This is a genomic window from Singulisphaera sp. GP187, assembly GCF_900129635.1.
Classification (GTDB): domain Bacteria; phylum Planctomycetota; class Planctomycetia; order Isosphaerales; family Isosphaeraceae; genus Singulisphaera.
Genome location: NZ_FSRB01000002.1, coordinates 162,159 through 173,487, shown reverse-complemented (window position 1 = coordinate 173,487; position 11,329 = coordinate 162,159). Strand labels below are relative to the sequence as shown.

The 11,329-nt window shown below is 65.4% G+C and carries 8 protein-coding genes; 5 read left to right on the top strand and 3 right to left on the bottom strand.

All coding sequences use genetic code 11. The features are described from left to right. Nucleotides 1–614: 614 nt before the first annotated feature. A complete protein-coding gene (locus tag BUS42_RS25205) occupies nucleotides 615–1,841 on the bottom strand; it encodes an IS4 family transposase (protein WP_074304436.1) in 1,227 nt (408 codons plus the stop codon). A gap of 186 nt (nucleotides 1,842–2,027) precedes the next feature. Here BUS42_RS25205 and BUS42_RS25200 point away from each other — a divergent pair, with 186 nt between their 5' ends. Continuing rightward, a complete protein-coding gene (locus BUS42_RS25200) occupies nucleotides 2,028–2,930 on the top strand; it encodes a sulfurtransferase (protein WP_254053780.1) in 903 nt (300 codons plus the stop codon). A 218-nt stretch (nucleotides 2,931–3,148) separates the two neighbouring features. Here BUS42_RS25200 and BUS42_RS25195 read toward each other — a convergent pair whose 3' ends face one another. Continuing rightward, nucleotides 3,149–4,816: an RNA polymerase sigma factor gene (locus tag BUS42_RS25195; protein WP_074315295.1), complete on the bottom strand. Its 1,668-nt coding sequence runs from the start codon at nucleotides 4,814–4,816 to the stop codon at nucleotides 3,149–3,151. A gap of 435 nt (nucleotides 4,817–5,251) precedes the next feature. On the opposite strand from BUS42_RS25195, the gene BUS42_RS25190 reads away from it, so the two are divergent. The 4 genes from BUS42_RS25190 (at nucleotide 5,252) to BUS42_RS25175 (ending at nucleotide 7,531) form a co-directional block, all read left to right on the top strand. After that, the gene (locus BUS42_RS25190) at nucleotides 5,252–5,674 is read left to right on the top strand and encodes a hypothetical protein (RefSeq protein ID WP_074311655.1); all 423 of its coding nucleotides are present in this window, start codon (nucleotides 5,252–5,254) and stop codon (nucleotides 5,672–5,674) included. 285 nt (nucleotides 5,675–5,959) lie between these two features. Further along, on the top strand, nucleotides 5,960–6,307 hold the full coding sequence (locus BUS42_RS25185) for a P-II family nitrogen regulator (protein WP_015247204.1): 348 nt from the start codon (nucleotides 5,960–5,962) through the stop codon (nucleotides 6,305–6,307). 97 nt (nucleotides 6,308–6,404) lie between these two features. After that, nucleotides 6,405–7,127 carry an HAD family hydrolase gene (locus BUS42_RS25180; RefSeq protein WP_074311653.1) on the top strand — a complete coding sequence of 241 codons (723 nt, stop codon included), beginning with the start codon at nucleotides 6,405–6,407 and terminating at the stop codon, nucleotides 7,125–7,127. Continuing rightward, nucleotides 7,124–7,531: a response regulator gene (locus tag BUS42_RS25175; RefSeq protein ID WP_074311651.1), complete on the top strand. Its 408-nt coding sequence runs from the start codon at nucleotides 7,124–7,126 to the stop codon at nucleotides 7,529–7,531. Before BUS42_RS25180 ends, BUS42_RS25175 begins: the two co-directional genes overlap by 4 nt. Before the next feature lie 12 nt (nucleotides 7,532–7,543). On the opposite strand, the gene BUS42_RS25170 is transcribed toward BUS42_RS25175, so the two are convergent. Continuing rightward, complete coding sequence (locus BUS42_RS25170; protein ID WP_074311649.1) at nucleotides 7,544–11,257, bottom strand: efflux RND transporter permease subunit; 3,714 nt, start codon at nucleotides 11,255–11,257, stop codon at nucleotides 7,544–7,546. Nucleotides 11,258–11,329: the final 72 nt, after the last annotated feature.

Genomic DNA, 11,329 nt, shown 5'->3' with positions numbered 1-11,329 from the left:
CTTCCCGAGAACGGCCACCCCTATTAGAAGGCTTGGTGAATGCTTCGGCAAGGTACACGTTGACGATTGACGTGAGGTTGACGGTTGGGTGGGCCGGGGTCCATCCGTTGTCCGCTGGGGGGCGGGCGATTAGAGTGGCCATTGCCGTTGCGTGCGTCCGCGTGGCCGCGATGGAAAAAAAGGGAATGCAGGATGCCAATAGTGTTCGGCACTCCGTTTGCTGTGGGGGGGGGCGATCCGAGCAACGGCAAGCCGGCAACCCGGGGAACTCCCCCTCAGAGCGTTTCACACGACCCTGTGGGGCGGGCGGGGGACCTGCGGCCCCAGTGGGCACGAGCTTTCGGCTTTGCTGGGGGAGGGACAGGGAGCTCACGCTCCCCACTTGCCTTTCGCACAAGCGAAACCAGCCACCAGGCCAGCGCATGCTCGCCTCCCAGGCGAGCGGGGAGCGTGAGCTCCCTGTCTTCCTGAAGCGAGGAAGCCTGGCCGACACGGCCGCCCCGCAGAGGCGTGCGGGACGTTCTCGGTGACCTGGGGCGAGCCGACGACTCGGGTGAACTACAAACCACCGCGCAGCAGCGAACACCGCGGACTTGGGAGTCGAGCCGCGGGCACTACGTCTCTTCAGATTTTAATTTACTAATATGGTCCAAGAGTTCCTCAAGGCTCGCCCAGCCTGCGAAGTACAGACAGATCATCTCGTAAGACCGGAGCGTCGGCTTGCGGCCCGTCCACAGGCTGATCAGCAGACACGCGATGATCGCGCAGTACGCCTGGATCTCGATCCCCTTGGGATGCGTACTCAGCAGGTGGCGACAGCCGAGCACGTGCTTGAAAAATCTAAAGAAGAGTTCAATTGTCCACCTGTGTCGGTAGATGTCAGCGATCACCTCGGCGGGAACATCCAGGAGGTTCGTGGCGATCCGCAGCACGCCGTCGCTGGGAGGACCGGCCGTGCCCCCTTTGCGGCCCCCACGCTTGGTGTGGGGCGTCGTTTTCACCAGAATCACCCGCACCCGATGGGCCGGCCGCTCGTCGGGCTTCTTGGCGGCGCCGAGGTCCACGATGAAGTCGCGGAGGACGTCGGCAGCCGCGGCTGTCGCCGAGACCGGGCGCTCTTCGATGACCGCATTGAGGTTGCTGTTGTCGCGGATGCGGCAAACATAGCTGCTCCCCGCGGCCACGATGTCGTTCCAGAGGGTGAACTGGGCATACCAACGGTCCAGGACGTAGCAGTGGTCGGACTGCAAGGCGGCGCGGAGTCGGTTCTTCTCGTCGTTATGGCCACTGTTGGCAGCGGCGCTGACCTCGATCCGGGTGGGGACGTGGCGGTCGATGGCGAAGTGGGTGTGGAGTCGCCAGCCGCTGTGAGAGCCGCCGTTCTTGTCGTTCATGAAGGCGGCCTCGGCGATGGTCTTGAGCGTCTTGACCACGCTGCCATCGACGGCCGTCAGGGCATGGGCGAGGTGGCCGCCGCGCACGTCGCGGACGGGCTTCACTTCGGCGGCGAGGGACTCGATGATGCCGCGCAGCCGCTCGGGTTCGAAGACCTCGACGGCCTCGGAGAGCGACCCCAACGAGGCCCGGGCGCAGCCGAGCTTGCGCTGCACGTTGTTGAGTGTGCTCGCCTGTTGCAAGGAGCGCAAGGAACGGAGGACTGGGTTGAAGAGGAAGAGTAAGACGAGCATGCAATACTGATCGTAATGCAGGCTGCGATTACCGGACCTGTCGCGTTGGCAGCCGACATCGTGGAGTTGGTCGAGCAGCGGCAGTAACCGCTCGACGTACTTCAACCCCTGGATATCTCGGGGTTTCAGAGGTTTTGCTGAGCGTTTTGCCATTCCCAAGGCCCTGCCAAAATGACGGCAAGATGCACTTGAGTGGAGAAGGCGCAAATTCTGTGCCGAAAGTCCTTGCGAAATCCCCGTTTTCGGCCCTTGAGGGCAAGATTGGCCTGGGTGGAGATGTCGCAAATTTCGTGCCGAACACTATTGGCAGGATGCCTGTTTTCGTGAGGGATGGTGAGCATGATGTCTCGAACCTGGCGAATCGTTCCGCTGATCGTGCTCGCTCCGCTGGCTTGCTGGGCCGCGGATTCCGGGGAGTCGCCGCCGGCGCGGCTCGTCTCGTTCGCGGAGTTGGAGCGTCGACTTGGCGAGCCAACGCTCCGCGTGCTTGATGCCCGGCCCAAGGCCGACTACGACAAGGGCCACATCCCGGGCGCCGTCTGGGTGGATGCCAGGGCCGTCGCGACCATGGCCGTGAAGAATCCTGGCGTCCTCACCGACCGGAAGGCCTGGGAGTCGTGGCTGGCCCCGCTCGGCATCGGGCCGAAAACCGACGTTCTCGTCTACGACGCGAACCGGCAACTCGACGCGGCTCGGCTCTGGTGGCTCCTCGGTTACCTGGGCGTCGAACGCGCGGGGCTCATCAATGGCAGCTTTCCGCTCTGGGTGGCCGAGAACCGGCCGGTGACTACCGAGGTGGCGACGGTCGAGCCGAGTTCAGTCGAAGTCCGCTTCCGCAAAGACAGGAACGCCACCCGCGCTGAGGTGTTGGCCGCGATTGCCTCGAAGTCGGCCTTGATCGTCGACGCCCGGAGCAGGGGGGAGTACGACGGAATCGAAAAGCGGGCGAAACGGGGCGGGCACATCCCGGCGGCCTGCCACCTCGAATGGTCCGACCTCGTGGGCAAGGACGGTCGCTTTCTCGAGGAGGCGGATCTTCACGCCAGGCTCGCCAAGGCCGGCGTCAACGCGAGCGAACCGGTCATCACCCACTGCCAGAATGGCGGCCGTGCCTCCGTGAACGCGTTCGTCCTCGACCGGCTCGGCTTCAAGGCGAGGAACTACTATCTGGGCTGGTCCGACTGGGGCAACGCCGAGGAGACCCCGGTGGATGTGGACGTCGCCTCGAAGCCAAGTCCGTAGTAGACGCCCCCGATGTGTGGGCAACCCAGGGGGTAAACCGGTCTTCGAGCGTGTGTGAGAAGGTATCTTGTAGGGTGGGTACGGCCCACCACGGCGTTTGACAAGAGGTTTGGCAGGAGTGGGTCACCCTTCTTTCTTGCGGGCGAAACCTGGTGGTTCGTGCCCACCCTACAAGAAAACGTAAGCATGATCATGAGATTGAAGATGCGAAGTCCGCTTTAGGCAGGCCCGCTCGGTTTAAGGGCGACCCCGTTGATCTCGCCCTTCTCGTAGGGCCGCGTCTGGACCCGGAATTCTTCGATTTGATCGGGAGGAAGGTTGAATTCACCTGTGATCTGATAATAATCCCCCACGCCGCTCCCCGAGCGGTTCTCAGCCGGGTGTTCCTTGCCCTCGCCATCCACCGCGACCAGTCGCACAGACACGTCCTGGATGTTGTGGGTTACGGACAACGTCGTCCCCTTCTTGGTGGCGATGGGCGCGCTGAAGATGTAGCTTACCTCTCGGGAACCGACGGCCCCCGGGCTCTTCCCCCAGGTTCGGACCGTCTTCCAGGGACCGGCGGCGACTTCGAACCGGATCGTGCTCGAATCCAGGCCGCTCGGGAAGAAGGTGACGATCTCACTCAAGCCCGAGACCGGGATGCCGGCGAGTTTGGCATCGCCCTGGGAGTGGGAGCCGCCATTGGCCTGGTCGATCCACCACCGGTGATCAGCCTCGGCCGGAATTCCGGTCAGGCGGACCACGATGGCGCGGGGGACGACGTTTTCGTCCGAGGTCAACCTTGTGGGGAATGGGTCACACGGCGGTTGACTGAGCGGGGTCCCGTTGGGCCGCCACCACGTGTTCGGGCCGGACGGGTGGGGAGAAATTGCCACCACTTCGAGGGTTGCGCCACTGGACATGGTCTTGAGCCAGCGACGATCCTCCCCAGGCTTCCTGTTCGGTTTTTCGAGGGATTGCGCGTTGACCTTGGGCCGTGGCGCCTCGGGGGCACGATCCTGCGAGGCCGGTTGTTGTTGCGCCAGGGCACCGGCCGTCAAGCCGGCCGCGACGAGGGCGCCTGCGGCCGCCAGTTTCAGCTTTTCCCACATCATCATCTTTAAAACCTCCTCGGTCTGGGCGATGACCGCCGCCGGGAACAGGCCCGGGGCATAGGAAGTCACCGCGCGCACAGTGGAATGAACGAGCTTCGGTGGAACGGCCAACCGGGCTTCGCGCGAGAGCGCCTGGAACCCGACCGCCGCGACGGGCGAGAGACCTCGCTCTGCCAGTCTCTCTCGCAATTTGAGCCGTCCTCTTACCAGTCGGCCCTTGACCATGGCGACCGACCCGTTGAGCTGTCGCGCGGCCTGGTCATACGTCAGCCCTTGCAGGTCGCAGAGTTCGATCGGGCACCGATATTTCGCGGGGAGCCGATCGATTTCTTCGCTCAAGGCGTGGCATGACTCCTTGAGTTCCACCACGGTTGCCGGATCCTCGGAGTCCTGGGCGGGGGCATGGCCCGGTCTGGACTCGCGCCGTCGCGCCTCGGAGCGAGCCCGTAGGGCGACGCGGTGAGCGACCCCATAGAGCCAGCGGCCAACCGAGTCGTCCACCCGCACCGACCCCGCCTTACGGACGAGCACCAGGAACGTGGCCTGGAAGGCATCCTCCGCCTCGTGGGTGTCGCCGAGCACGCGGCGGCAGACTCCCCAGACCATCGCTCCGTGACGGTCCATTAAGGCGGAGAAGGCCGCTTCCGAGGCGAGGCCGGCTTCGGCCGACTCGGCACGTTTGGCCGTGAATCGCTCGAGAAGCTCGCTGTCGGTCAGCCCCGCCGTCGTTCCCGCCGCGAACAGGACGCGGAGGTGTCGCAGGACGGAGGCCGTTCGCCCGGTTGCCATCGTGTCGTCGTCCCCGCGGCGCTGTTGAGTTCGGTCGCCACTACCATGCAGGAAGTCACCGGGTCGGACCGGATTCGTTTGCAAATCCCACGACGATCGTACCGCCAAGGCGAGTTAGACGCCCCAGGGGCGACGTGGTCGGGTGACCTTGGCGTGGAATTGTGTTGGAAGATGAGGTTGACTGGAAGGTTTGCGTTGAGTTGCCGGCCTGCGCGAAGCGATCGTCAATACGGGGATTCAAAGGGTTGAGGCAACTTTGGGCCGTTTCGTGTCATTGTCGAGCGGCGGTGTGGCCGATGAATAGGACTAATGAAGGCGCGGTCGGCACTCCCAACGAATGGTGCGGGTCCGATCCAGCAAAAGGGCCATGGACCACGGAACGGTCCGGGTTCCGAAGAGATGACGGCCAAACATGTTACGGAAAGGATACCGGCGATGTTGCGGATCAAATTCGCGCTATTGGCCGCGGCCCTGGCAGTCGGGGCGGTGGGGTGTGCCCAGTGTGACACCTGCGACGACTTCCCCACGCCCTGCATCGGCGGCAATTGCGGTCCCCAGTCTTATCCCCCGACCTCGGGCGGGCCCGGAGCGGGCGGGTATTCGATGGCGGGTCCCGGTCAGGGAGCACCATTGATGCTTCCCCCCGGCGCTCCTCTGCCGCCGGCCTCGTCGACCGACGCGGCCACGCCCCCACCCGCGGTGAACTCCCCCGCGCCGACCCCACCTTCGGATGGCCCGGAGCCGCTGCCGCCGTCCGCGGCCGCCGGGGCGATCTCGGTGCCCCCGGCCTCGGGTGAGGTGTCTCCGCCGCCGCCGGACAGCGTGGGCAGCCTGCCCGGCCCCGGCCCCAGCCTCTGAGGTAAGCCGACTCATTGGGAAACCAGGACGAAGTTTTGCCCTGGCGCGATCGATGGCCCCGCCCGATTCATTCGGACGGGGCTTTTTTGGGTTTCGGCCCTATGCGAGTCGCGGGGCGACGACACTCCGGGCCACGACACCCTCGTTCGTAACTTTTCTGTTGACGCCAACCCTGATTCTCGGTCAATCTGAACGTGCTTCGGGGATGACCTCTTGGGAGTCCGAGGTCCTGTCATCGTTCGTGCGACGGCACGGCGGCGGGGTGTCGGAAAGAGCGGGACCTCCATGAAACTGATCATCGCGTTGATTCAGCCCACCAAACTCGAGGCCGTCAAGGAAGCCCTTTCACACGTCGAGGTGTTTCGCCTGACCGTGATGGACGTCCAGGGGTTCGGGCGTCAGAAGGGATACACCGAGGTCTATCGCGGGCACGAGTTTACGGTCAACTTGCTCCGTAAGATCGAGCTCCAGATCGCGGTCAATGAGGACTTCGTCGAGCCGACCGTCAACGCGATCATTCAGGCGGGGCGAAGCGGGCCTGACGGCAAGATTGGCGACGGTAAGATCTTCATCCTCCCCATGGACGACTGCATCCGGATCCGAACCGGCGAGCGTGGGCCCGAGGCGATCTGACCCGACCTGATTGGATCGGGTCGGGATCGGTTTTGGGATGGGTTTGGTTTTGGTGGCTCACGAATCCTCAACTGAGCGGGAAGAGAATAGGTTTGGCATGATCCGGGCGGTGATTTTCGACTTCAACGGCGTACTCGTCGACGACGAGTATCTTCATTTCGACATGTTTCGCGAAGTTCTCGCGGCCGAGGGGGTCACGATCACCGATCGCGACTACCACGAGCGTTACCTGGGCCTCGACGATCGCGGCTGCTTTGAAGCCGCCCTGATCGATGGCGGTCAGGAAGCCGATCAGGAGCGACTCGACGCCCTGATCGCGCGGAAGGCGGTTCGCTATGCGGAAGAGGCGGGGATCGGCCTGCGATTCTTCCCCGGCGCGGCCGACTGCCTGGCCGCCCTGGCCGGTCGCTGGCCGTTGGCGATCAACTCGGGCGCCTTGCGTCCCGAGATCGAATTCGCCCTGGGCCTGATCGGCTCGCGTGAGCGGGTAGGGGCGATTGTCTCGGCCGAAGACACGAGCCGTTGTAAGCCCGACCCGCAAGGGTATTTGCTCGCCCTCGCCGCCTTGCGCGACGACCCGGGGGCGGGGGTGCCCGACCTGGATGCGGGCGAGTGCCTGGTGATTGAAGACAGCCTGGCCGGCGTGGCTTCGGCCAAGGGCGCGGGGATGTTTGCCGTCGGCGTTTCCAATACCTATCGGGCCGACGAGCTCGAAGGGGCCGGAGCCGACGCCGTCTTGCCCGGCGTGGATCATCTGACCCCCGTCTGGATCGAGGCGCAGTTCGCCCGCGATCGCAATTCAGGAGCTGGAACGCGATGAGTTCTGACCCGACCATGCCGTCGGTGCCGACCCCCGAAGGGTCGGAGCCGGCCGGCCTGCTCTTGAGCCGCGACCTGATCTTCACGTCCAAGATCACCGGCACCGCGCGTGAACTCGGCCACCGCGTGATGGTGGCCGGCAACACCGCGCTCGCACAGGCGATGATCGAGCAGTGGAAGCCCCGCGTCGTCTTCGTCGACCTCTCGGCCGGCGAGCTCGTTTCCATCCCCGCGCTCCTGGCCTATCGAACGCTGGCCGGCGAGGGCACCCCGTTCATCGCGTTCGGCTCCCACGTCGACACCGCGGCCCTCGCCGACGCCCGCTCGGCCGGCTGCGACCCCGTGCTCGCCCGCAGCCAGTTCACGGCGCAGCTCCCCGACTTGATCCGCCGCGCGTTCGCGTAGCCCGCCGGAGTCTCAGCTCATCGGGATGGCCAGCGGCCTTTCGGGGCCATGGCCATGCCCATGGACCAGGTATTCGGCGGGCGGGCCCTCGATGGCGTGCTCGCCGGGGGCGGACCACTTGATCAGCTTGAAGTCCTCGACGAACAGGACGTAGAGGACGGGTACGACGACCTTGGTCACCAGGGTCGCGACCAAAAGGCCGATGATCTGCACGCAGCAGAGCGGCTCCCAGAGCGGTCCCCCCTTCATGGCCAGCGGGACGAGCCCGCCTACCGTCGCCAGGACCGTCACCAGGACCGGCCGCAACCGCACCAGAGCGGCGTCGATCACCGCCCGGCGGAGCGGCTCGCCCCGTTCATGGGCCTCCTCGATGTATTCGAAGAGTACAATGACGTGACTGATGATCACGCCGGCCAGTGATGATAGGCCGAGCATCGCAAAGAACCCGAGCGGGACGTTGAAGATCAAGAGGCCCATGAGCCCGCCGATCATCCCGAACGGCACCGCGGCGAAGACGAGCAGCGGCTTGGTGAGGCTGTTGAACTGGAGCACCAGGGCCAGGTAGATCCCGATGATCGAGGCCACCATCGCCACCGACATGAACGCGAATCCCTTGGCCTGCTCTTCCTTCTCACCGCCGAAGGCGAAGCGATAGCCCGGGGGCCATGCCTTGGACGCCTCCATCAGCCGGGTCTCCAACTGGTCGACCACGCGGCTGGGCAGGAGGCCGGGCACGGTGTCGCACTTGACCGTCAGGCAGCGCTCGTTGTCCCGGCGGCCGATCTTGGGAGAGATCATCTCGGTCTGGAACGATCCGACCTGCTCGAGCGGGACTTGCGTGTTGGCCCGCGCACTGAAGACTTGCATGGTGTTCAAGTCCTCCATCCGGCTCCGCTCGTCGGGGCGGAGCCGGAGGATCACCGGGACCTGCCGGTCGCGCTCGCGGATCGTGGTCGCCGTGTAGCCGGAGAGCCCGGCGCTGGTCATCATCGCCACGTCCTGGTTGGTGATGGCCGACATGTTCGCCCGGTCGGTGGCGATGTTGAGGTTGATCTGGAGCGACTCGGGATCCCAGTCGTCGTGGACGTTCTCGGTCCCGGGGAACGCGGCCATCATCCGCTTGACCTCATCGCCCAGGAGCCGGAGTGTCGCCAGCTCGGGCCCCTGGAGCCGGATCTGGATCGGCGTGCCGATCGGCGGGCCGGACTCGAGCTGTTCGACGGTCACACGGGCCGCGGCGAACGACGGCGGCAGCTCGCGCTTCATTCGCGAGGCCAGGGCCGCGGTGGCGAAGGCGTCGCGGGTGTGGACCAGGATCTGGGCGTAGTTCGACGCCGGCTGCTCGGGGACGACCGAGAGCCAGAACCGAGGCCCCCCCGCGCCGACGAAGGTGGTGTACGCTTCGGCCTCGGAGCCGGCCAGCCTGTCGATCGCCGCGATGGCCTTCATCGCCTCGGCCTTGGTCTGGCGGATCGGCGTCCCCTCGGGCAGGAACAGATTGACGGTGAATGTGTTGTGCAAGTCTTTGGGGAAGAAGTTGGTGCCGATCTTGGGGACCAGGCTCGCCGCCGCGAACAGGACGACCAGGCACGAGGCGAGGGCCGCCCACTTGTGCTCCATGCAGAGCTCGGAGAAGCCGTTGTAGATCCGGGCGAACCGCGAGCCCTTGCTTCCCTCGGACAACCCCGACTCGAGCCCTTTCTGCCCCTTGAGCATGTAGTAACCGAGCATCGGGATGAAGGTCATCGAGACGATCCGGCTGGCCACCAGCGAGGCGGTCACGACGATCGGCAGCGATTGGATGAACTCCCCCGCGCCGCCGCCGACCAGGAGCAAAGGTAAGAACGCGACGATGTTCGTGAGCGTGGCATAGAGGATCGCGCGGGCCAGCTTCTGCGGGCCGAGCCAGGCTGCCACGTCGCGGGGCGTGCCGTGCGCCAGCTCCCGGTTGATCGCGTCGCCGGCCACGACCGGGTCGTCGACCAGCAGGCCCAGGGCGATGATCAAGGCGGCGATCGAGATCTGCTGAATGTCGACCCCGAGCATCGCGCAGAGGCCCAGGGTCATCGCCACGGTGATCGGGATCGAGAGGGCGACGAGCAGGGCGCTCCGCCACTCCATGAAGAGGAGGGTCACGACGATCACGATGACCATCGCCTCGATCAGGCAGTCCTTGAACAGCTCGATCTTGCGGTGCACCTCGTGCGGCTCGTCGCTGGTACGCTCCACCTGCAAGTCGTCGGGCAGGACGCCTTCGAGCGACTTGAGGGTCTGGTCAACGTCCCGGCCGAAATCGGCGATTTGCGTCCCTTTGACGTGGCAGATCGCCAGCGTGACCGCGCGGGTGGTCCAGAGCTGAGCCGGGCCGGCGGGGGCTGCGGCCTTGGCGTGCCCCGACCCCGATTCTGACTTTGGTTTTGGCTCAGCCCGATCGAGGGCGGTCGGCGGATGGAGCGGGTGGCGCTTCACTGTGCGGAAGTTCAGGGTTCGGGCCGGGTCCTCGTAGCCCCGGACGACCTCGGCGAGGTCGCGGAGATAGAGCGGGTAGCCGTCGCGGATGTCGACGACCGTTTCGCCGATCTCCCGGCCTTCGCGGTAGGGGCCGCTCGGCTTGACCGCGAGGGTCTGTTCGGGGAGCTCGACGGAACCGCCAGGCATGTTGATGTTACGATAGGCGAGTTGCTGCGCCAGGGCCATCGGCTCGATGCCGAGCGCGCTCAGACGCCGGTTGCTGTAGTAGAGGAAGACCGCCTGCTCCTGGACTCCGATCTGCTCGATCTTACCGACCCGGGGCGATTGCCGGAGCCTGTCCTGGATCAGGTCGGCGAAGCGGTGCAGGTCTTCGTAGGTGTAGCGGGCCACTCCTCCCGGTTCCTCCTGAACGTGTCGCTTCATTGCGCCGGCGAGCGTCTGGGGCTCGCAGATCAAGAGGGCGGGCCAGAGGTCGGGGTGCCCGAGGCCGGCGCCGAGGGTGTCACGCTCCCAGCGGCCGACCTCGTGGTGGAGCCTCGACTCGTCCGCGCCGTCGGCGAGCCGAAAGTCGACCACGCCGGCTCCGAGCATCGCGAGGTACTGTCCGTCCTCGGCCAGGCCGGCCTCGACCAGATGCTCCAAGGCGGACCGGCCCATCCGCTCGATGAACTCGGGCGAGACCGACGAAGGGTGGACCAGGACGCCACTGTACCGCCGGTCGCGCAAGGCCACGGGCCGGGCCGCACGGGCCGCTTCCAACTTCCGGACGATTAACTCGGCCCGCTGCTCGACCTCGAAGTCGGTGATCGGTGGGCTGCTCACCGTGAGCATCGTGGCGACGGTATCGCCGAAGTCCTTGTTGAGCTTGGGCCGCAAGGATTGCCCGGCGACGGTCGGCAGGTCGGTGATCGCATCGAGCTTGTTGCTCAGGTCCTGCCAGATCGCCTCGGCGTTCTTGATCGTCTCGTAGAGGTCGATGAAGACGATCGACTGCCCCTTCTGGCTGATCGAGCGGACGTGCTCGACGGCCGGGTTCTCGGTCATCACCTTTTCAATCTTGCGGCTGACCTCCTGCTCCACCTCGACGGCGACCGCCCCCGGGTACCAGGTCAGCACCACCCCGCTGCGGATCTGGATCAGCGGGTCCTGACGTTGGGGCATCGACCGATAGGCAGAGATCCCCCAGAGGATCGTCGCGATCAGCAGAGTCCAGGCGATCGGCCGCTTGTAGACGAAATATTGCGATGTGGTCATGAGTCCTTACCTACCTCGGGGTGATCCCGATCGGTTGGCCGGGAAGTTCCGGATCCTTCGCGAGCGGACGTC

Coding starts and splice junctions, on each gene's coding strand:
- BUS42_RS25205 (WP_074304436.1), bottom strand. CDS start 1,841: ATGGCAAAACGCTCAGCAAAACCTCTGAAACCCCGAGATATCCAGGGG.
- BUS42_RS25200 (WP_254053780.1), top strand. CDS start 2,028: ATGATGTCTCGAACCTGGCGAATCGTTCCGCTGATCGTGCTCGCTCCG.
- BUS42_RS25195 (WP_074315295.1), bottom strand. CDS start 4,816: ATGGCAACCGGGCGAACGGCCTCCGTCCTGCGACACCTCCGCGTCCTG.
- BUS42_RS25190 (WP_074311655.1), top strand. CDS start 5,252: ATGTTGCGGATCAAATTCGCGCTATTGGCCGCGGCCCTGGCAGTCGGG.
- BUS42_RS25185 (WP_015247204.1), top strand. CDS start 5,960: ATGAAACTGATCATCGCGTTGATTCAGCCCACCAAACTCGAGGCCGTC.
- BUS42_RS25180 (WP_074311653.1), top strand. CDS start 6,405: ATGATCCGGGCGGTGATTTTCGACTTCAACGGCGTACTCGTCGACGAC.
- BUS42_RS25175 (WP_074311651.1), top strand. CDS start 7,124: ATGAGTTCTGACCCGACCATGCCGTCGGTGCCGACCCCCGAAGGGTCG.
- BUS42_RS25170 (WP_074311649.1), bottom strand. CDS start 11,257: ATGACCACATCGCAATATTTCGTCTACAAGCGGCCGATCGCCTGGACT.